The 21,812-nt window shown below is 42.6% G+C and carries 21 protein-coding genes; 12 read left to right on the forward strand and 9 right to left on the reverse strand.

All coding sequences use genetic code 11. The features are described from left to right. The first annotated feature begins 322 nt into the window (after nt 1-322). The 6 genes from DSL64_RS28815 to DSL64_RS07510 all read left to right on the forward strand — a co-directional run bounded on the left by DSL64_RS28815 (nt 323) and on the right by DSL64_RS07510 (nt 6,034). Nucleotides 323-547, forward strand: a complete 225-nt coding sequence (locus tag DSL64_RS28815) for a hypothetical protein (protein WP_147300343.1) — start codon at nt 323-325, stop codon at nt 545-547. Nucleotides 548-634: 87 nt separating this feature from the next. Beyond that, nucleotides 635-1,195, forward strand: coding sequence for a 2'-5' RNA ligase family protein (locus tag DSL64_RS07490; RefSeq protein ID WP_115830054.1), 561 nt, complete (start codon nt 635-637; stop codon nt 1,193-1,195). Between the two features lie 75 nt (nt 1,196-1,270). Beyond that, the gene (locus DSL64_RS07495; RefSeq protein ID WP_115830055.1) at nt 1,271-1,984 is read left to right on the forward strand and encodes an NUDIX hydrolase; all 714 of its coding nucleotides are present in this window, start codon (nt 1,271-1,273) and stop codon (nt 1,982-1,984) included. Between the two features lie 138 nt (nt 1,985-2,122). Beyond that, on the forward strand, nt 2,123-3,793 hold the full coding sequence (locus DSL64_RS07500; protein WP_115830056.1) for a ribulokinase: 1,671 nt from the start codon (nt 2,123-2,125) through the stop codon (nt 3,791-3,793). Nucleotides 3,794-3,806: 13 nt separating this feature from the next. Continuing rightward, entirely contained in the window at nt 3,807-5,306 is a 1,500-nt protein-coding gene (gene araA, locus DSL64_RS07505; RefSeq protein WP_115830250.1) for an L-arabinose isomerase, read from the forward strand. 23 nt (nt 5,307-5,329) lie between these two features. Next, nucleotides 5,330-6,034 carry an L-ribulose-5-phosphate 4-epimerase gene (locus tag DSL64_RS07510; RefSeq protein ID WP_115830057.1) on the forward strand — a complete coding sequence of 235 codons (705 nt, stop codon included), beginning with the start codon at nt 5,330-5,332 and terminating at the stop codon, nt 6,032-6,034. On the opposite strand, the gene DSL64_RS29150 is transcribed toward DSL64_RS07510, so the two are convergent. The 7 genes from DSL64_RS29150 to DSL64_RS07540 form a co-directional block, all read right to left on the reverse strand. Beyond that, nucleotides 6,031-6,180 (reverse strand): hypothetical protein, encoded by a 150-nt coding sequence (locus tag DSL64_RS29150; protein WP_199539345.1) that lies wholly within the window; start codon nt 6,178-6,180, stop codon nt 6,031-6,033. The genes DSL64_RS07510 and DSL64_RS29150 overlap by 4 nt on opposite strands. Before the next feature lie 83 nt (nt 6,181-6,263). After that, nucleotides 6,264-6,452: a hypothetical protein gene (locus DSL64_RS07515; protein WP_115830058.1), complete on the reverse strand. Its 189-nt coding sequence runs from the start codon at nt 6,450-6,452 to the stop codon at nt 6,264-6,266. 242 nt (nt 6,453-6,694) lie between these two features. Beyond that, complete coding sequence (locus tag DSL64_RS07520; protein WP_115830059.1) at nt 6,695-7,090, reverse strand: response regulator; 396 nt, start codon at nt 7,088-7,090, stop codon at nt 6,695-6,697. Between the two features lie 5 nt (nt 7,091-7,095). Next, a complete protein-coding gene (locus DSL64_RS07525) occupies nt 7,096-8,187 on the reverse strand; it encodes a sensor histidine kinase (RefSeq protein ID WP_115830060.1) in 1,092 nt (363 codons plus the stop codon). Beyond that, on the reverse strand, nt 8,180-10,360 hold the full coding sequence (locus tag DSL64_RS07530) for a sensor histidine kinase (protein ID WP_115830061.1): 2,181 nt from the start codon (nt 10,358-10,360) through the stop codon (nt 8,180-8,182). The genes DSL64_RS07525 and DSL64_RS07530 overlap by 8 nt, the downstream gene beginning before the upstream one ends. Further along, nucleotides 10,344-11,030 carry a hypothetical protein gene (locus tag DSL64_RS07535; RefSeq protein WP_115830062.1) on the reverse strand — a complete coding sequence of 229 codons (687 nt, stop codon included), beginning with the start codon at nt 11,028-11,030 and terminating at the stop codon, nt 10,344-10,346. Before DSL64_RS07535 ends, DSL64_RS07530 begins: the two co-directional genes overlap by 17 nt. Nucleotides 11,031-11,044: 14 nt before the next feature. Further along, complete coding sequence (locus tag DSL64_RS07540; RefSeq protein WP_115830063.1) at nt 11,045-13,318, reverse strand: Rv1355c family protein; 2,274 nt, start codon at nt 13,316-13,318, stop codon at nt 11,045-11,047. Between the two features lie 381 nt (nt 13,319-13,699). Here DSL64_RS07540 and DSL64_RS07545 point away from each other — a divergent pair, with 381 nt between their 5' ends. Both DSL64_RS07545 and DSL64_RS29395 read left to right on the forward strand, forming a co-directional pair. Next, on the forward strand, nt 13,700-14,167 hold the full coding sequence (locus DSL64_RS07545) for a response regulator (RefSeq protein WP_115830064.1): 468 nt from the start codon (nt 13,700-13,702) through the stop codon (nt 14,165-14,167). 342 nt (nt 14,168-14,509) lie between these two features. After that, nucleotides 14,510-14,638: a hypothetical protein gene (locus DSL64_RS29395; RefSeq protein ID WP_262512409.1), complete on the forward strand. Its 129-nt coding sequence runs from the start codon at nt 14,510-14,512 to the stop codon at nt 14,636-14,638. A gap of 47 nt (nt 14,639-14,685) precedes the next feature. Here the strand turns inward: DSL64_RS29395 and DSL64_RS07560 are convergent, their stop codons facing one another. Further along, nucleotides 14,686-15,543, reverse strand: a complete 858-nt coding sequence (locus tag DSL64_RS07560; protein ID WP_115830067.1) for a dienelactone hydrolase family protein — start codon at nt 15,541-15,543, stop codon at nt 14,686-14,688. Between the two features lie 185 nt (nt 15,544-15,728). Here DSL64_RS07560 and DSL64_RS07565 point away from each other — a divergent pair, with 185 nt between their 5' ends. The 3 genes from DSL64_RS07565 to DSL64_RS07575 all read left to right on the forward strand — a co-directional run bounded on the left by DSL64_RS07565 (nt 15,729) and on the right by DSL64_RS07575 (nt 17,956). Then, a complete protein-coding gene (locus DSL64_RS07565) occupies nt 15,729-16,154 on the forward strand; it encodes an SRPBCC family protein (RefSeq protein ID WP_115830068.1) in 426 nt (141 codons plus the stop codon). Nucleotides 16,155-16,389: 235 nt separating this feature from the next. After that, the gene (locus DSL64_RS07570) at nt 16,390-16,701 is read left to right on the forward strand and encodes a MerR family transcriptional regulator (protein ID WP_115830069.1); all 312 of its coding nucleotides are present in this window, start codon (nt 16,390-16,392) and stop codon (nt 16,699-16,701) included. Nucleotides 16,702-16,732: 31 nt separating this feature from the next. After that, nucleotides 16,733-17,956, forward strand: a complete 1,224-nt coding sequence (locus DSL64_RS07575) for a M20/M25/M40 family metallo-hydrolase (protein ID WP_115830070.1) — start codon at nt 16,733-16,735, stop codon at nt 17,954-17,956. A gap of 54 nt (nt 17,957-18,010) precedes the next feature. On the opposite strand, the gene DSL64_RS07580 is transcribed toward DSL64_RS07575, so the two are convergent. Then, on the reverse strand, nt 18,011-18,523 hold the full coding sequence (locus DSL64_RS07580) for a metallophosphoesterase family protein (protein ID WP_115830071.1): 513 nt from the start codon (nt 18,521-18,523) through the stop codon (nt 18,011-18,013). A 418-nt stretch (nt 18,524-18,941) separates the two neighbouring features. On the opposite strand from DSL64_RS07580, the gene DSL64_RS07585 reads away from it, so the two are divergent. Next, on the forward strand, nt 18,942-21,779 hold the full coding sequence (locus tag DSL64_RS07585) for a TonB-dependent receptor domain-containing protein (RefSeq protein ID WP_310587828.1): 2,838 nt from the start codon (nt 18,942-18,944) through the stop codon (nt 21,777-21,779). Nucleotides 21,780-21,812 lie beyond the last annotated feature (33 nt).

The raw sequence follows: 21,812 nt of genomic DNA on the forward strand, positions 1-21,812 counted from the left end.
ACTTGCTACCAGGCTGGTTGTTGGCTACTTGAATAATGAAAATACAAAGCTGGCTCAGAAATAATCTAAAAGGGGACATTAGCGATTAAGGATTTGTTAAACTTTTCCTGCTGGTACTAGTTGAATAATCAATGGCAAATAATCGGCGAAAACAGAATGGTAATGGCATCCTCCAAGGCTACGAAAAAGTTCCTGGGTACTCAGCATTTGCTAATATGTAACCGTTTAATAACTTTTTTGAAAAAAAATGGAGGTTTTAGTAATACGAATCTAAGCTCTATTGTAACTTGGAGGCAATTAACACTACATACCTCTATCCCATATGAATTTCTTTCTGGTAACTACAAGTCCTTTTGCCAAGTATACGGAGGAATCTTCTTTTATAATGTGGACCGAAGAGTCCATATTATCGACTGAGGTTGCGAAAAGGCAGTTTGAGCATGTTTATGATGTTTGCGGGGTAAAGGTGCTATCTGTTAAGAAGGTAGCAAAAGAAGAGGCCAATAAGCTTCGTGCCAGATTTATGGCTTTTGGGGCTAGCAAGTAAATTTTTTGATGACCGCATACTATGAAGTAAAATTGGTAAAGGAAGTACAGATAGTAGGTTCAGTTTCTGTGATGATGGACTACGGATATGGCGAATATTAACAATCTTTACTTCATAGCTATCGTTTTACCCGGGCATGTAAGCGAGAAGGTGAGAGCCGTTCAACAATACATAGCCGGCAAATTTGAAAGTTCTAAATCCCTGAGTGTGGTTCCTCATATCACGCTTAAGGCTCCTTTTACTGCGGACAGCTCCATGCATGATGAGATACTTTCATGGTTCAGGAGTTTGCACATTGACGTGGAGCCCTTTCAACAGGAATTAAGTAATTTCGGAGCATTTGAAAATAAAAAGAGTCCTGTAATCTACATCCGGCCGGCCGCTGTGCAGCAGCTCTGCTTTTTACAAAATCAGATTGTTACGCAGTTTGAGTATACATTTTCCGGTCGGTTTCTCAGCTTCACTGACAAGCGCTTTTCTCCACATGTGACGGTAGCTTACCGTGACCTAAGTCCGGATCAATTCAGGGAGGCCTGGAAAGAATTCAGTCAGTATGATTTTACGGACGAATTTAAAGTTCAGGACTTTCAGCTGTTACAGCACGATGGCAGGCAATGGAACATAATTGAAACTTATGCAATAGGTTGAAAATTGTGGTCGTAGTGAAATGGACAGTATATTTGCCGCTGTAGTTCTGCTAGTTTTGACAATTATAAGATTATTATGACCAGTTACCCGAATGCATCCGGCATTATCCTGGCGCTCGATTGTATCATTTTTGGTTTCGATGGAAAAGACATCAAACTGCTTCTGATCAAAAGAAACTTTGAACCCGAAATGGGGAAGTGGTCTCTGATGGGTGGTTTTCTGGAACCACAGGAGAATCTGGAAGATGGGGCGAGCCGTATTTTACACGATTTAACCGGACTTAAGAATATTTACGCTGAGCAGTTGGGCGTCTATGGTAATGTAGGGCGCGATCCCGTCGCAAGAACGGTCTCGGTTGTTTTTTTTGCACTCATCAACATCGATGATCAGGATAAAGATGCAGTCAGAAACCATAATGCTTCCTGGATTGCTCTGGATAAACTGCCGTCATTGATTTTTGACCATAACGATATGGTCGGCCAGGCTATTGAGCATCTTCGGTATAAAGCCGCAATGCATCCCATCGGTTTTGAGCTTCTTGCGGAACAATTCACAATTCCTCAGCTTCAAAAGCTTTATGAAGCTATTTACAATACGCCGATAGATCGCAGAAATTTTAGCCGGAAGCTCCTTTCAACCGGACTCTTAATAGATACCGGTCTGAAAAACAGCCATTCGGCAACCAAAAAAGCGACACTTTATAAGCTTGATACGGTCAGGTATAAGAAGAAATTCAACTCTTTCTGGAACTTCATGCCTGAGTCAAGAGAAAGCCTGATGAGTAATTAGAAATTTTTACGCAAAGATACGGACATATTTCCTGTAAAATTAAATGTGTCATATGTACACTATGTATAGATATGTTTATATTTGTCCGATGATTAATTAAAAAACGGAATTTAATTATACGCTTATCAGATGCATAGCATGGAGGATAAATATGTAATAGGTATTGATTTTGGTACTGATTCAGTGCGTGCCCTGGTTGTGAATGCGGTTACGGGTGAAACTGCCGGTACGGCTGTTAGTGAATATCCCCGTTGGAAATCAGGTTTGTATTGTAATGCCGCATTGTCCCAATTCAGACAACACCCGCTTGACTATACTGAGAGTATGGAAGCCTCCGTGAAGGCGGCTTTGTCCGGGGTTCCGGATAAGGTGCGCCGGAGCATTAAAGGTATTGCAGTTGACACGACGGGCTCTACGCCGGTGGCAGTAGACAGAGCTGGTACTCCTCTTGCCTTATTACCGGAATTTGAGACAAACCCTAACGGGATGTTCATATTGTGGAAAGACCACACCGCCAACGCAGAGGCGGAAGAAATCAACGAACTGGCACACCGGTGGGAAACGGACTATACACAGTTTGTCGGAGGAGTATATTCCTCGGAGTGGTTTTGGTCGAAGATATTGCGGACACTGCGTATAGATGAAAGAGTCAGAGAAAAAGCGTTTTCATGGGTAGAGCATTGCGACTGGATATCAGCAGAATTGGCAGGTAATACAGATCCGTTGTCAATGAAGCGTTCGCGTTGCGCGGCGGGACATAAAGCACTATGGCACCAGGATTTTGATGGTTTGCCTTCCAATGCATTTTTTGAAGAGCTCGATCCTTTATTAGGTGGCTTACGTGAACGATTGTTCGAGTATACATATACATCCGATCAGTCTGTCGGAACGATAGCTCCTGAATGGGCCGACAGACTGGGACTCCCAGAAGACGTGGTGATCGGCGTGGGGGCGTTTGACGCACACATGGGAGCTGTGGGTGCGTTGGCAGAACCTTACGCTTTATGCAAAGTAATTGGCACTTCCACCTGTGATATGCTGGTTGCACCAAATGAAGAGGTAGGGCATTTGCTGATCAAAGGAATCTGCGGACAGGTAGATGGTTCAATTGTACCGGGTATGCTGGGCATGGAGGCGGGGCAGTCTGCTTTCGGGGATGTATATGCGTGGTTCGCCAAATTAGTAATTGAGCCGGTAAAGTCGCTTCTCGGAGAAGAACAAGCCAAAGTTGTTGCAGATAAACTGATTACCCATCTGGCGGCAGAGGCCGCTCTTTTGCCTGTTTCAGAAAAAGATTTACTGGCAGTAGACTGGCTGAATGGCCGCCGCACACCGGATGCCAACCACACGCTGAAAGGTGCGTTGCTTGGTCTTAATCTTGCCACAAATGGAGCCGCTATTTTTAAGGCGCTTGTGGAAGCTACGGCTTTCGGTTCAAAAAGTATAGTGGAAAGATTCAAAGCGGAAGGTGTCCCCGTACATGAGGTAATTGCTATAGGTGGGGTGTCCAAAAAGTCCCCGTTCGTAATGCAAACGCTGGCCGATGTGCTTAATATGCCGATCAAAGTAGCGGTTTCAGAGCAGGCTTGCGCACTTGGGGCTGCTATGTTTGCCTCGGTGGCGAGCGGGATCCATCAGTCTCTTCCACAGGCACAGCAGGCGATGAGTTCGGGCTTCGATGCGGTTTATCATCCGCGTCCTGATATCGTCGGCATTTACGACAAGTTGTACGATAAGTACCTGAAAGCCGGTGATTTTATTGAAAAAGAATTTTTAAAGGAAAGCACATTTCCGTTACAAATAGGTTAATAGTTTAGATATGATACTTGATTTAAAGCAGTTTGAGATCTGGTTTGTTACCGGTAGTCAGGATTTGTACGGAGAGCAGACACTCCGGCAGGTCGACGAACATTCCAAAGAAATAAGCCAGTTTTTTGATAGGTCTGAAAAGGTGCCTGTGCGGGTCGTTTTCAAACCAGTGGTGAAATCTTCGGATGAAATATACAAGGTAATTCAGGAGGCAAACACCGCTCAGCATTGCGTAGGAATCGTAGCGTGGATGCATACATTTTCTCCTGCTAAAATGTGGATTCGTGGTTTGCACGCGTTACAAAAACCTTTACTTCATCTGCATACACAATACAATCAGGACATACCATGGAACGAGATTGATATGGATTTCATGAACCTGAACCAGTCCGCACACGGCGACAGAGAGTTTGGGTTTATGATGACCAGAATGAGGTTGAACAGAAAGGTGCTTGTCGGGCACTGGAAACAGGATCAGATTCTGGAAGGTCTTGGTCAATGGGCGAGGGTAGCGGTTAGTAAGTATGATCTGAACGGCGCTAAGTTTGCCAGGTTCGGTGATAATATGCGCGAGGTGGCTGTTACAGACGGTGATAAAGTCGCGGCAGAAATGGCATTCGGTTTTTCTGTAAATACTTACGCGGTGGGAGATCTGGTGGCGGTGATTAATCAGGTAGGTGATCAGGAAACCGAAAGATTGGTAACTGAATACGGGGATACCTATAAATTGGCAGATTCCTTGCTAAAGAACGGAGCGCAACGAGCTTCCTTGTACGATGCCGCGAGAATAGAATTGGGCATGAGACAATTTCTGACAGATGGCGGTTTCAAAGGCTACACCAATACGTTTGAGGATTTACACGGAATGAAACAGTTGCCCGGAATTGCTTCACAGCGATTGATGGCTTCAGGCTACGGTTATGCAGGTGAAGGCGACTGGAAAACGTCGGCGATGGTAAGGGCATTAAAAGTAATGGGATCGGGACTTGAAGGTGGAAATTCCTTTATGGAAGATTATACTTACCACTTTAATCCGGCAAACAACCTGGTGTTGGGATCGCATATGCTTGAAATCTGTCCCACAATAGCATCTGGCCGTCCTTCCTGCGAAATTCATCCGTTGGGGATAGGAGGGAAGGAAGACCCTGTTCGGTTGGTATTTAATTCAGGTGCAGGAGCCGCTATGAATGTTTCACTGATTGACATGGGTAACAGGTTCAGATTACTGGTAAATGAGGTGGAAGCGGTCGAAGCCGAACATGAATTACCAAAACTACCTGTTGCGCGCGTATTATGGAAACCTGCGCCTGATATACATACAGCATGCGCCGCGTGGATTTATGCAGGAGGCGCTCACCATACAGTTTACAGTCAGAACCTGAATGCTGAACACATGGAAATGTTTGCGGAAATGTTTGATATTGAACTCGTGGTAATAGACCAGGATACAAGATTAAGACAGTTTAAAAATGAGCTGCGCTGGTCAGAAAGTCACTATGGCCGTAAAGTTTAATTTACTTAGTTAAAACCATTACTATGTCGCAATTCAGATATTTGAAAGAGCTGGTCTATGAGGCCAATATGGAAATACCCAGAGAGCAGCTGGCCATTGTTACTTTTGGCAATGTAAGCGGTGTAGACCGGCAGCACGGTGTAGTGGCGATCAAACCTAGTGGCGTACCTTATCACCGCCTTAAAGTGGATGACATTGTTATCGTTGACCTTGACAATAAGCTGGTGGAAGGAGACATGAGGCCTTCATCCGATACGAAAACACATACTTTATTGTATAAGCATTTTCCGGAAATAGGTGGTGTATGCCATACGCATTCGACCTATGCAGTGGCATGGTCGCAGGCGATGAGATCAATTCCGAATCTGGGAACAACTCATGCTGATCACCTGACCAAATCGGTTCCTGTAACTGAGGTGATGTCGGATGAAGCGATAGAAAGGGATTATGAATTGGAAACAGGGCATCAGATACTCCATCTTTTCAACAGAGAAAATCTCAGTCCGCAGGAAGTAGAAATGGTGCTTGTTGCCTGTCACGGACCGTTTACCTGGGGAAAAGATCCTGCCAAGGCTATATACAATTCTATAGTTTTGGAGGAGGTAGCAAAAATGGCATTTTTGACCCTGCAGATTAATCCGGCTACGCCAACCATCAAGCAAAGTCTTATTGACAAGCATTATTTTCGTAAGCACGGAAAAGACGCTTACTATGGGCAGGGTTGTTAATCTGCTTTTTTATCCCGCCTGGAAGCAAGGTTTCTGAATTGTTGCAATGCTTCCTGGCGGGACATTTTGTTTTGATTGGACTTAACCTCATCTATTGCCTCTTTCGAAAAGCGTCCTTTCAAAAAACTTAATACGGTGAAAATCATGATTGCCTGTGATTGATATTGAATAGTTGTCAAAAATAACAAAAGTCACCGGCTATTAATCATTACTCTAATTTGATTTTTCACTAAGCTTCTTTTCTCTTTGATTTAGAGCTGCCCGGAGAGAACTCGTCTCTTATCCATCTCACAAAATTGTAGGAGTTGTTCTTGTAAATGTTAGCGGAGAGAGGCTTAATTCCGCTATGATCAATTTCCTTTACATACTCAGTATGCAATTTGATAATTTCATCAAGGGTTTTGTTATCCGTTTTCATTCAAAATTATGTAATTGGTTTCAAGAGTACGTATATGGTCAATATCGTACCCGCGCTGCCTTTCTTCGAGAATTGCTTGGCAAAATTACTTTTTGTGTAGGAAATGTTATACAGGCGGGTTCGTACACGCAACGACAGACACTAACATAGGATGTGCAATTGTACTATTTATAAGCAATGTGGGGATTCAAAAAGATTCAATTCGCAGTATTCCTGATAGTTGTGAAAACAGAGCTGGATCGTTAGAGTCCGATGGAAAGCCTGTCTTTTAAAAGTGGAATATCAAGAGGTTTGGACAGCAAATCAATGATATTGGGGCTTGACTTTGCTCTTTCGATATCCCGGGAATCAATGGTGGATGAGAGCATATATATCTTGATCTTGCTTTTTAAGCGATCTGATACATTGTCATAACTGTCAACAAATTCAAAACCATTCATATCCGGCATCTGCAGATCCAGCAATATCAGAGTTTCAGGCAGGCGCTCTTCTTCCGCTATCAGATATTGAAGCGCCTCTCTGGCCGAATTGAATGTTTTTACCGAACGTGTCAGTCCACTCTTTTGCAGCAGCTTTTCGTAGATAAATAAGTCAAAGGCACTATCATCTATAAGTATGACATCTAAAAGATGATCCATAGCGACTATTTATTTATAGAAGGTATACGTATCTCAAAAATACTTCCTTCACCATAGGTGGAGGTAATATCAATAGTACCTTCCAGTTTTGTAATCGCTTCATGAACTATGTACAGACCGATTCCCGACCCGCTGTTAGTCGCACCTGCCCGGTAAAACATTTTAAATATTTTGTCCTGGTCAATCTCCCTGATCCCCATTCCATTGTCCTGAATAATTATCCTGGCGTATTCCGGCGTTGATTCAACCTTGATATGTATATAAGGATCAGCTTTGGAAGGGTCCTGAAACTTAACTGAATTATTGATCAGGTTACTGAATATAATTCTCAGCTTCATCACATCAGATCTAAAGACACCTTTCTCATCAATCTCGGAGGTAATTCTCAGGTTGCCAAACTCGGGAAGGTATTGGATTGTAGCCTGAACCTCTGTGATCAGCTCATCAAAATTGATGTCTGTAATTACAGCAACCCCACGGGCATTCTTGTAGTAATCAATGACGTTAATAATGAATGTATCGAGTTTTTTAACCGACTTTCGGATCAATTCAAGATATTCATTTTGTGATTTGAGATCTTCTTCCATCAACGCTAGATTCACAATCCCGAGTACAGACATCAAAGGAGCGCGTAAGTCGTGGGAGGCACTGTAAACAAACTTGTCAAGTTCTTCATTAGCCTTTTGCAGTTCAATATTTCTCTGCTTCAGGTCTTCTCTTGTTTTGTAAATATCAAAAGCGTGGGTGATAGCATTTTCAACATATACATAGTCCCAGGGCTTATCAATAAAGCGGAATACCTCTCCCTTGTTGATCGCATCAATAGCTGCGCCTATGTCCGTATGTCCTGTGATCAGTATCCTGATGATATTGGGATACTGGTCTCTGATTTTTTCAAAAAACTGCACGCCTGTCATGATCGGCATACGCTGATCGGCCAGAATGATGTTGAAATCTTTTTTCGTTAACAGTTCTTCAGCTTCAAGCACCGAGATAGTTGTTGTGATATCCCACTGTTTTCTGAAGCTGGCTTTAAACGACTGAAGGTTATGTTCTTCATCGTCTATATAAAGGATTCTAATTGGTTTCTCAGTCATTGATCGTCAAGATAGGGTTCTTTTTCTTTAAAATAGGCAGGGAAATTACAAATTCTGTTCCTTCTCCCGGCGCTGAATTTACATTAATTGTTCCGTTGTGAACTTCAATAATCTTGAATACAATTGAAAGACCCAAACCTGTTCCTTCTCCTACCGGTTTAGTTGTAAAGAAAGGCTCAAATATTTTAGCCTTCACTTCCGGAGTCATTCCTGAGCCATTGTCTTTGATGGAAATGGACACATGATCAGGGCCGCTCATCCAGGTTTTCACCCAAATGATTGGTTCAGGGTGTTCTGTATCTTTCTGAAGCACATGAACAGAATTGGTGATAATATTCATGAACACCTGATTGAGCTTACCTCCAAAACCTTCAACGTTAGGTATATTATCAAGATCGACAATCATCTTAAGTTTTGTTCCGATTTGATAATTGAGGATAATCAAAGTCGATTCAATTCCTTCATTGATGTTGACCATGTTCAGATCTGTATCATCTACCCGCGCAAACAGCTTCAATCCTTTCACAATTTCAACTGTACGATGGGCTCCGTCTTCAATTCCTTTCATCAGGGTATTAAGCTCAGTTTTGAGGTAATCCGGATCAAGCTCTTCTTTCAGCTCTTCTATTTCCTGCAGCTGTTCTTCTGTGACGGTATTTGTTCCGGGGGGTAACATTTTTTCGTAAGCATCAAGAATCATCACAAGTTCGCCGATGTCTCTTCTGAGGGGGCGGATGTTGGAGCTTACAAAATTAATGGGGTTGTTGATCTCATGAGCAATACCTGCGGTGAGTTGACCGAGGGAAGCCATTTTTTCGGACTCGATCAGTTGAGTCTGCGTGTCTTTTAGTCGTGTAAGCGTGTCGATGAGTTCAGTGTTAGCCAGTAAAAGCTCCTTGGTTCTCTCCTGTACATTCTGTTCAAGCACCACGTTTTGCTCTTTGATAATCCGCTCATTCTCTTTGGATATCAAAAGAGCCTGTTCCTGGGATAGTTCTTTCTCCCGTTTCAGAATATTGATTCTGTCTGCGAGTGCGAAGGAAAGTAAAATCACCTCAATAGCAGTTCCTGCCTGCATTGTATAATTGGTGAAGGTATTGTAGGGCAAAATGTTCAGATTACGGAGAACGAACAGTGCCAGTCCCAGAAAGAATACTGACCATGCTATCAGGAAATACATGGCCGGGCGGTACCCGTTTTTAAGTATTATCGCAGAAATAGTCAGAGCCAGAACGATAGAAGCTATACCGGACACATTCGTAAGCATAAAGCTGACCGACTCGTTGCCTGCCAGTTTGAAAACAACTGAAAGGAAATAGCATGCTATCACAAGATACAAGCCCTGGTGAAGTACTGGTGTTCTGGTTCTGGTGGACAGGAAATTCTGAAAGAACAGTATTGCAAATAATCCGGATACCGCAGAAAAAAATGTAGGTGAAAAGGTATTAAAGCCCGGCTGGTCAGACCACAATAATTTAAAACCGTATCCGGTTAGTGCTAATTGGGTGAGACCAATAAAAAGAATGTACAGTACGTAAAAGAGGTAGCTTTTCTCCTTGATCGAAAAGAACAGGAAGAGGTTATAGAACAGCATTACAAGAAGGATTCCAATATACACCCCCATCAGAATTTCTCCTGTAAGTACTGTCGAGAGAAATCCGCTCTGACTTCTGAGAAACAATGGCAGCACTATCTGCGTATGCTCTCTGATCTTGATGTAGTACGTAGTGCTTCCGCCAGCCGGAATGGAGAGGATAAATGCAGGATTCTGATACCGGGTAATTCTTTTATCGAACGAATCGGATTCAGCTATTTTCTGAGAATGTCCGGGATCATTTGTATCGAAGAGTTCAATGTCGTGGATCATGGGATATCCCAGCTCCAGATAAAGGTTCTTGTGTCTCGTATTGTTTTGGACAGTAAATCTGATCCACCAGGTGGAGTTGCTGAAGCCGAAGTTAGGGGAGACTTCTTTGCTTCTGGTAAACTGAAGCTGGTTTGCCTCACTAAAGGTGATCTGGTTGGTGGGATCTTCGGCAATTTCCAAAGACTTACCTATCAGTATATCCTGACCTTTAAACTCAATCTGCTCCCCGTAAGTGACAAAAGATACGCTCAGGAGTAGAAAAAGCAGGAAGTATAGTCTCCGTAAATGCCTAAATCTTTGTATCATAAATAATATCTAGTTCACCCTTGGGTCCTTTTTCTACTGCAAACTGGTTAGGGTTATTGCGTAGATCAAGGATGCGGTCCCTTTCTTCAGTTGTTGCGTTAGGCAAATTTACTACATCTTTAATGACCAACGCGGTTGCAATCAGACTTTCCCTTGGATAATAAAAGGTCCCGTTGTTTCCCAGGTCGCGTAATATCTCGAATCCAACTCTTAAACTGTTACGCAGGGTAGCAGGGGAGCAAAGTCCCATCATGTGATCAACGCCAAGGTTAGCAGCAATGGCGATAGCAATTCTGCCTAAAAATATACTACCTATTCCGAACCCGGCTACTTCTTTGGAATTGAATAAACCACAGAATTCAGCCAGTGTTTTGTTCTCATAATTGTCCATATAATCATATATGTTCGGGTCTATTTTGGCAATAGCGTCCTCCATGGGCATCTTCAGATCGTTGGAGCGTATCTGAACTCTTGTTCCACCAAATATTCTGTCCCCGTCTTCTGACTCCACAATGACCACGTAAGTCTGGTCATCATAAAGCCAGTTATGATTAGCAGAGGTTACCTTTTTTACTCCATAAGATTCCAGCACTTTTCTGTGTCCCTCAATATATCTCAGGCTGGTTTCAATGTCATCAGGAGATTTGTAAGCTCTGATTTTTGCGACCATTAGATACTTTCTTTTTACAGGAATAAAATTTCACTCAACGGAAGCCGTTTTGTGGGAATCACCTGTTTTTCAGTTCTGGATAATTTAAATAAAAATACTTCTCTTTTATCGCCCTCTAATTTAGTAATACTTCTAAAAATCTCCCTAAGATTTGTCAACTTCTCTTTCTCATGATGATCAAGGTCTGTTCCGGACTCTAATCTTAGAAATAGCGATACAGGAGAGAAAACCGGTTGTAATGTATAACCCATCTGAGTCGAGCGGAGCCATAGTTTCTGCATATTCCTGCCGGCAAGGAAATAGTTTTCCACCGTTTCTTTTTGCACCCATAAAACACCAGCACATGATGCAGTCATAAGCGATTGCATCGTGGCCTGCACCACAGCATTGCCGCCTCCCACTTTACGTAGGGCAGCAGCTACTTTCTGGTCGCGTAATACCGACAGGGTGGCTAGTATAGCAGGAGGGGTAGTGGCAGGCTGTAACGGAACGCCATCATACGTTGCTGAATAGTCTGTTGGTGTCCACCGGATATTTCGCTCAAAGAAATCGTAATGACCGTGTTCGTTGAGTATTGAAATCAAGTCACATTCTCCGGCCAGTGAACCTATCTGAACGAGTTGTTCCCGGTCTGTGATGATCGACAGACCGACCATGTCCTGATCCTGCAGAGTTAACTGTAGATTGTGCACCTCTTGCTCAGAGGTTGGTTGGGCATCACCAAATGCCCGGTTGGTACTTCTGGTATGTATAAATTCAGCAAGTTCTTGAAAACTTACCGGTTCTGTAAGCTTGCTTGCTGATGAATGGAAAGAGACTACGGCCACCAGCTCCGAATCACTGCCCAGAGGGAAAATGTCCGCAGATACATTCAGTCCCATCTCTTTGCTTTTTAAAGTGAGGTTCTCGTAGGCTGCTCCAAGACTTAAATAAGCCGATAAATTGTCTACGTTCGCGAACGCAAACGAGCGGGAAGGGTCATGAAACAGATGTAATCTGCCATTACGAAAGACCCATTTCCACGGTTGATCATTTCCATAAGAGGGAGCTGCACTTGCTGCCTCCACCAGTTGTTCAATCTGCTGTGAAGAAGGTATGCTGTTGGCCACTTTTTGGGGTAACGAATCACATATACGAATCGCAATTTCCGGATAGAATGGCAGTATACTTTTTCTGAAAATCAGTGGTTTTTCACTTATTTGCCGATTGGAAATGAGCTCTTCCAGATCAACATAATATCTGCCCGAATCCGTGAACTGATTCAACAGAATTCTCCGGCATACATCGGTAACCACGCCTCCGCCAAGTGTAACTGCGCTCGCCAACTGAGGCCATGTGGATATAGATTGTCCTACTTCAAGCAAAGAAGCTCTTCCGCGTACTGATCCTTTGTTGGGTTCAACAATTTTCATGACCAGCCCCAACCGTTCCTGAGGAAGTATGTTCCGGAATTTTTCATCAGGGATTCCTTTCAGTAAACCATGAAAAATGGGACGGGTTGGATCCAGATCAAATCTTTCGACATCCAGCATGCCTCTGTCGCTGGTTTCCATCACGACCGGAATATTGTTTTCTCTGGCAAATTGGCGGCTTGCAAGTTTTATCTCGACATCATCACACTCATCGATAAGAATGTCAAGTTTTCCACCGTCAAGAAGAAATCCAGGCAGATTTTGAGCTGTTATACCATCAGTGAAACATTCTATTTCAATGAACGGATCAATTTCTGATATCTCCCTTGCAGTTACGATACATTTATTGAGCCCTATGTTATGAAGTCCGGTCTTGAGGCGATTCAGGTTGCTGAGTTCAACGGTGTCAAAGTCGGCGAGTTTCAGCTTACTGCAAATCCGTTCAGTTGCGATGCTGACTGCGACAGCATGGCCGACCGATAGACCGATTATACCGATTTTCTTTTCCGAAAGCTCTGTCTGTTCTTCAGGAGATATTTTGTAATGGTTACGGCTGGTGCGTAATCTTACAAACTCTTCTCTTTCAAGTAGATGAATAATCTTGTTGTTCCAGGGATAAAAGAACCAGGTACCTTGCAAGAGGGGATCTTTATCTCCAAGCCAGTTGTTGTACATTGTTTGCAATTCTTCCTCTGAAAAACGGGAACGCGGATGCTGGATTTTGAACAGTTCTTTCTTCTGAGAAGAAAATAAGTCAATTACAGATACCCCGGGATATTCTCCTTTAAGCAGCCCGATTTCAGAACTGATACTATCGGAAGTTTTGTTTAAGGCAACAGGTAAAAATATTTTATCTAATTCTTCTATTTGGTACATTTTTTAGAAATTATAATACATCTCCCGATACCATCATACATAATTCTACAAGATACGGATCAGGTATAACTATTCTTTGCTGAAACTGTAAGGTATCAGCGGACAAACAAAATAATTCTTAAGTGTGCGGGGTGCAATTTTAGAGAATTCCAACGGTGGATCAAAAAAAGACCAGCCGTACTCCTTGCGTAAATGTATACTTCTATTGACAAGGAACAAAATATTTAGCAGTTTACCATTAATTGTTTACCATGAAGTAGTAATATAATATAGTTTTACAAGCGATGTAGTACTTTTGCACTACTGGAAGGTTTTCTGAAAAGAAGACTATATTTACCCGCCTTTATTGGTTATACCTTAAAGATTAAGAAAAATACCCCCATGGAACAGTCAGAAAAAATCAGCATTCTATATGTTGATGACGAGATAAACAACCTGAATTCATTTAAAGCCGCATTTCGTAGAGATTTTAAAGTTCTGCTTGCTTCCTCAGGACAGGAAGGATTAGCGCTTCTGGAAAGCAACGTCGTGCACGTAATTATTACAGATCAGCGCATGCCGGAAATGACGGGTGTAGACTTTCTGATTGAAGTGTTGAAAAAGCACACAGACCCGATCAGAATTTTGCTGACAGGCTACACAGATATCAATGCTGTGATCGATGCAGTCAACAAGGGACATATATACTACTATCTGAACAAGCCGTGGGATGAGCAGCAATTGAAAATTATTATCAAAAATGCTTATGAGATATTCAGACTAAGGGAAGAGAACAAAGAATTGATTAACAAACTTATTGATGCGAATAATCAGCTCGAATTTTTATTGCGTCAGAAGCTAATTTCTTGAAGTTGTGAATTTTATGGTTGGCGATTCGGATTGCTATCCTATATTTTGACAGATAGATCCCGGCCATTTTCTCTCCAAGTTGTTTGAGCAGATGCGTAAATATAAACATGCAGGTAGTCATAATGACTGCCGTGAATAATATTGCTGCGAAAAGTAAGTTGCCAATCGCTTCGAAAAAAATAACCACGTCCATGTTCACATAGTGTTTGTTTGGAATGAGTTATTTAAAAACCGTACCAGTTTTTGAAATCTTCGGAACATAGCATCTACACAAATCATGTTGGTATTGTTTTTTATGGTAATCAGTCAACAAGAAATACTAACCACGTAAAATATAGAATTATGAAAAAGATCGTAGCAGTAGGAGTTGTAACTGGTGTAGTGATGTATACATTTTTCAGATCTCTTTCCAAAAGAGTAAGCGAGAAACTGGAAACCGGAAGTCCTGAGGTACAGCCATTGATACATTAAAATGATTGCCTGCAAAGTGGAAGCTTTGCAGGCAATCATTTTAATTTTCAGGAGATGCTCTTGCTGAAAAGATCCAGGGTACGGCTCCATGCCAGTTTAGCAGCCTCGGGGTTATATCTGGTAGGTGCGCTGTCATTGAGAAATGCATGTTGTGCACCTTCGTATACATAAACTTCATATTTGATGCCAGCAGCTTTCAGAGCTTCCTCATAGGCAGGAATTCCGGCATTGATTCGCTCATCCAAACCACCATAATGTAGCTGAACGGCCGCTTTGATCTTGGCTACATCTTTCTGTTCTGGCTGCCGTCCGTAGTAGGCTACAGCAGCATTCAATTTAGGATCATGTACAGCAAGTTGATTGGAAAGTGCCCCTCCCCAGCAAAAGCCCACAACCGCAGTTTTGCCATTACTTTCAGGACGTGCACGCAGGTACGCAAGACCTTTAATGAAATTGTCGAGATTTTTGGCCGGGTCGATCTTAGCAAACAAGGCCCGCGCCTCATCTTCATTTTCAGGAGTACCTCCAAAAGGACCAAGTGCATCTGCGGCCAGTGCAGTGTATCCGGCTTTGGCAACTCTTCTGGCCACATCCTTAGTATGCGGATTCAAACCCCTGTTTTCATGAATTACCAGTACACTACCTTTTTTTGCGGTTCCCTTCGGGCGCACAAGGTAGCCTTTCATCGTACCGCCTTCCACAGGATAGGTAATATCTTCTGCAATAATGTCCTGATCCTGTTCCGATACAGTTGCCGCGTTGGCATAGCTGACTTCCAATAACGGAAGTAACGCCAGTGCAGCACTGGTACCGCCTGCGAGTTTTGCCAGTTTTTTCAGGAAGGTGTCCCTGGACAGTGGCTTGTGGGTATACTCATCGAAAAGATTGATAATGCGTTGATCCATTGATATAGAAGTTAGTAGGTCTTGTAAATATAGTTAAAGTTGGGATCAGAAATTCTACAATTTTAATGGTGCATATTAGTCATATCAAGAATGTGATTTAGGGAGCTGGCATTGTATTTTGAAGCAAGTTTAGTTATTACCGTTCGCTATTAAAACGGCTTCAGGCCCTTAAATTTTAGACTCTGATGAAAAAACGTAATGTTATAAAGGATGTCAGTATTAATGCTCCTGTGAGTAAAGTGTGGGAAGTGCTGATCGCTCCCAAATTTATACGGCAATGGGATGCACTTCCTGAGGACTTTCAGGATTACTATCTGGAAGTGGGGCGTGAAATTGAGTGGGCAGGAACCTCCCGGCTTGTAGTTACCGATATGGCTGCCAATGAGTTGCTGGTGCAATCGCTGTTTTTGAATAAATGGGACATCGCCCCTTCGGAGTGTGATGTGAGTATCTCCTACAGGTTGGAACAGAATGGTGAGCAAACTTCGCTAACCATTGAAATCGGCGATTTTGGTAAATTAAAAGATGGCGAAAAAGTGCAGGAGCAGTATACGGAATTCGCTGATAAAGTGCTGGGGAAAATTAAGGCAATTTCTGAAAATAAGGTCTGAGAGATAACCGTTGCAGAATTTCAATAAGGGGCTGGCATTGCGTATTTTGCCGGCCCCTTATTTATTTTTGTTCATTTCCTGCCACTACAACTAGCCATCAATAGGTGTTTCACAAATCTGAATAAGTTAAATTTGTAATTACTGGTCGGTCTGAAACAGTAAACGAAAGAAATTATTTAGAATTATTATTAATTAATAAAATAGCTCTGCTACTTTTGTTCTCAATTCTTGTCCTATGGAAGCTAACGAAAAACTATATTACGACACCAATGAAGTAGCCGAAATGGTTGGCTGTGAACCATCTGCCCTGCGTTTTTGGGAAAAAAAATTCCCTCAGCTTAATCCTAAGCGTGATAGCCGGAACCGACGTCGGTATACGGAGCGTGATATTGAGGTCATCAGAAAGATCATGCACCAGAAAGACAAGCAGGGAAGGACCATCAAAGGTGCGCGTGAACAGCTACGCAGAAAAGAAGATTCGCAATTGCTCATACAGCGTCTTTTGCGTGTAAGAAAATTTTTAACAGAAATTCAGGAGAAGCTTTGAGCGTCCCGAATTTGAAATATTGAAAATACAGATGAAATTATTAGTAGTTGCAGCCCTCGCACTGTTTTTAAGTGTGAAGTCCCGTGCTCAGGAATTTAAGGCGGAGCACATCAAAAAGCACATTGAATTTCTGGCTTCCGATGACCTGGAAGGCCGTGGAACGGGTAGTCTTGGAGAGATAAAAGCAGCCAATTACATAGCGGAGCAATTTAAAAAGGCAGGTTTAAAACCAGCAGGGAAAGATAATTCATTTTTTCAACCGTTTCAGGTGACTTACTCTGTAGAAGGCAATGCACATACTGTCACAGGACGTAATGTGATTGGTTTTCTTGACAATGGCGCAGCGCAGACAATCGTTGTGGGCGCGCATTATGATCACTTGGGAAAAGGGTATCAGAGTGGTTCGCTATCTCCAGACAGCAAGAATAAGATTCACAATGGTGCGGATGATAATGCCTCAGGAACGACCGGACTGATTGAACTGGCCGGCTACTTTTCAGCAAATGGAAAAAATGAGAAGCACAACCTGCTTTTCATGGCTTTTTCAGGTGAAGAGCTGGGACTGCTGGGCTCGAAATATTTTACAGAATCACCTACCATTGCGCTCAATACTGTATCTTCCATGATCAATATGGATATGATAGGCCGGCTTGATGATGCCAAAGGAGTTATTATTTCCGGTTGGGGTACAAGTCCTGTCTGGGGTAAGCTGTTACCTGCATTGGCTGAGCAGAATAAGATTCGCTACACAGTCGATTCTTCAGGAGTGGGTGCATCGGACCACACTTCTTTTTACCTGAAGAATATCCCGGTAGTACAATTTTTCACCGGTTCGCATGGTGACTATCACAAAATCTCTGACGATGCAGACAAGATTAATTTCAACGGAGAGGCAAAGATATTAAAGCTGGTTGCAGGCTTGATTGATAAACTCGATCAGGAAGCGAAGCCGGAGTTTGTAGAAGCTGGTAATCCGCATACGGCCAGAACAACGTCTAATTTTAAAGTTACACTGGGCGTAATGCCAGACTACAGTTTTCAGGGGAAAGGTTTGAAAATCGACGGAGTTTCTAAGGGCAGACCTGCTGAAGCTGCCGGCATTCTGACAGGCGATATTATTCTGAAACTAGCCGGAAAAGATATCGGAACAATTTATGACTACATGGAGATTTTGGGTAATCACGAAAAAGGCCAGAAAGTGGATGCAGTCCTGCTGCGTGGTAATAACCAAAAAACAGTGCAGGTGACTTTCTGAGGCAAGAAAGTATATATGCGAAGAAAATCCCGTTGGCGCTGGTCGGCGGGATTTTTATTTTTCTATAGCCCCTCTTTTTCCAAGCTCAACTACTTCCATCTGGCTGATCACACCTTCATGCAGATTGAAACGCAGAAGCGTCCGCATTTTGTGAAAACCTTCCTTTCCCGCCGCGCCAGGATTAATATAGAGCATGTTGGAGAGATCCTTGTCTCTGATCACACGTAGGATGTGGGAGTGCCCGCAAATGAAAATGTCAGGAGTCGACTCCCTCAGAGCAGGCATTACAACCGGATTATATCTGGGTGGCGCTCCTCCAATGTGGGTCATCCATACTCTGAAACCTTCTATTTCAAAGTAAAGATTTTCATGTGTCCGCAACTGAACTTCCCTGCTGTCTATGTTTCCGAAAACGATACGGCATGGCTTAATTGCTTCTAATTTATCAATGATGGAGAGTGATCCGATATCCCCCGCATGCCATATTTCATCACAGGATGATAAATGTCCGAGGATACGATCGTCTATAAAGCCGTGTGTGTCAGATAATAAACCTATTCTTTTCATTGGTGTTGCCAAACCGGGAATCGCCGGTCAGATAAAATGTGCGTAAAAATAATAAAATGAAAAAAAATATTGATTAAAGTAAATTATATATAGCATTTATTTATATTTGAAAGCGGTTACAAATTTTGAGTAGAAGTTGACCGTCCATGGTTTTTTAGATCACTTGGGTTTAAATAGAAACTCGTGGATACATATGGTGGGTAAGGTGGTGATGGATAATGACTATTTTACATGATTTGTAAGATTCTGTCAATCAGGATTATATAGAGAGGATAAACCTTGAAGAATGTTAAAATGTAGCCGTTTGGTCAAAAAAGCGGATTCAAACTAAGTTTTTAGTTGTAATTTTCTCTCAGATTTTATACTATTGCAGCCAGGAAATACTGGTTACTTTTTACCCTAAATAAATCTATTAGCTTTGAAAAAAATCCTACTTCTGTGTATGTGTTGTATTGCAGCACTCACCGTACATGCCCAGTCAGGGCGATTCACCATCAAAGGTATTATTGCCGACACAGCTGAGGTCGGACTACCCGAAGCCACGGTCATGCTATTGCTTCCCAAAGATTCTTCGCTTGTAAACTTTGGAAGAACAGACAAGCAGGGCGCCTTTGAATTCAAAAACGTCAAAAGGATTCCTTATCTGCTAAAGGTCTCTTATGTTGGTTATCTGCCTTATCAGCAGAACGTTAAGCCTGAAGACGGAGATGTGACAGACCTTGGTAAACTCGGAATGAAATTTCTGAATCAGGATTTGTATGAAGTCGTTATCAAAACGGCCCGCGCTCCATTGAGCATCAAAGGTGATACGGTTGAATACGATCCGAGGGCATTTAAAGTACCGCCGGGATCCACTGTGGAAGACCTGCTCAGGCGTTTGCCGGGTATGCAGGTGGAGCAGGACGGTAGTCTGAAAGCACAGGGTGAGACGGTGAAACGTGTAACCGTGGACGGCAAGCGCTTCTTTGGAGACGACGTGAAAGCTGCTACCAAGAACCTTCCTGCCGAAGCCATCTCGAAGGTGCAGGTGTTCAACGATAAAACAGAGCAGTCCAGAATCTCCGGTGTGGATGATGGTAAACATGAGAAAACGCTGAATCTTGAATTAAAGGATAGCCACAAAAAAGGCGGGTTTGGAAAGGCATCCATCGGGGCCGGAACGGATGGAAGGGTAGAAGGGAAGGTCAATTACAACAGGTTTAACGAAAAAAATCAGTTTTCTGTCATCGGTTTGGGTAACAATACGAACTCCGGAGGTATGTCCTGGGACGATTACCAGGATTTCAGGGGAAGCCAGTCTTTCAATTGGGGAGATGACGGTGACTTTGGTTTTGGAGGTGGCAGATATATATCTTTTGGGGGCGATGGAGATGAGGAAAGTCTGACGATCCAGGCGGGCCGTGGTGGACAGAACCGCGGTTTTAATAAAAACTGGGCTGGAGGTGCCAATTACAATTTTGATGAGAAAAAAACAAAGTTCAATACAAGCTATTATTATAATCAGACTAGCCAGGATCTGGATGCGAACTCGCGGAGAACGAACTTTCTGAATAATTCTACTTTCACCACTCTGGATACAAATAGCAGGAGAAATTTTAATGCTAACCACAGAGGAGGATTACGGTTTGAGAAGAATCTTGACTCCCTTAATACCCTTATCGTGCTCAGCAACGTGCGTATAGGTAATGGTTCGGCAGATTACGGTAGCCACCAGCAATATTTCAGAGGAAATAATGAAGTTGATTCACTTTCCACAATGAGTGATGTAAGTAATTACTCTGACTTCAATTCATTTGCTTTGGGTAACACTGCCATATTCAGACATAAATTCAGGAAAAAAGGAAGAAACTTCGCAGCCAGCGTTGGCTATAACATCAACAATTCTGATGGTGATGCGATTCAGAAGTCTGCGAACCGTTTTTACACTTCGTCTCAAAATGAGCCTGATAGCGTAATCAATATTAATCAGACCAATACAACCAAAAGCTTACGTAATCAGATCAAGACAAGCGTGCTTTACATTGAACCATTGTCTAAGAAGTTTTTCCTGGAGAGTTTCTACAATTTCAGTTTGAAGACCGACGATGTTGACCGCGACGTTTTCGATGTAACAGAATCGGGACGCGAACTGAATGTGAATCTGAGCAGGTATTATAAAAACAAAACCACTTTTAACCGGGCGGGTACTACACTCCGCTATTCTAATAAAGGTTTCAACGTGTCTGCTGGTTTAGGTGCGCAGCAGATCAGGTTGAACGGAGATTTTTCTGTTAATCAGTCGGATCCGGTAAAGACCAACATTACCAGGGAATTTTTCAACTGGACACCTAACGTCTCCCTTAACTTTGATCTTAAAAATAACCGCTACCTGTATGGAGGATACAACGTGAGTGTGCAGGAGCCAAATGTAAGAGATTTGCAGCCTATTGTTGATAACAGCAATCCGCTCTTTATCAGAGTAGGTAATCCAAACCTTGTTCCCACTCTAACACATTCCGGTAATCTGGGCTTCAATTACTTTAACCCTGGCAGTTTTGTCCAGATGTTCTTCGGTGTTTATTACACGAAGTTCGAAAATCAGGTAATTTATAATCAGACAGTCTCCGAAAACCTGGTGACTACCACCATGGCAACCAACATCAGTGGAGGAAACAGTTTCAGTCTGTATGGTAACTATGGCTTCCCGATTGTGAAAACAAAAAGTAATCTGAGCATCAATGCCCAGTACAACCGCAACAACAATCCGATCAATATTAATAATGTCCTGAACGAAACTACCACCGACGGATACAACTGGGGACTTCGCCTCGACTACACGCCAAGTGATAAGTTTACGGTGTACACAAATGCCAACTGGAACATCTCGGACACCCGCTACTCAATCAGTTCAGGTCAGAATCAGCAAATAGTCAATACCAATTATGGAGCAGAGTTGAATTATAAATTGCCGAAAGATATCTATTTCAACAGCCGTTTTTCTTACAATTCTTATGTAAACAAACGTTTCGGTTTTGATCAGTCGTTACCAATATTGAACCTGTCGGTTTACAAAACGATGCTGAAAAGTAAAAAAGGAGAAATACGCCTGTCTGCGTTTGATGTTTTCAACAAAAACAGAGGAATCTCTAATAATGCATTTGGAAACGTAGTTTCACAAGAGCAGGTACGTACGCTTGCACGTTATTTCATGCTTAGCTTCACTTACAATATGCGTGGAGTCGCACACTCAGTTCGTCGTAAAGGGTATGGCTATTAATCCGGTAATCCGAATCTAAAATCTGAAGTTATA

This window comes from Dyadobacter luteus, from assembly GCF_003383615.1.
GTDB classification, from domain to species: Bacteria; Bacteroidota; Bacteroidia; order Cytophagales; family Spirosomataceae; genus Dyadobacter; species Dyadobacter luteus.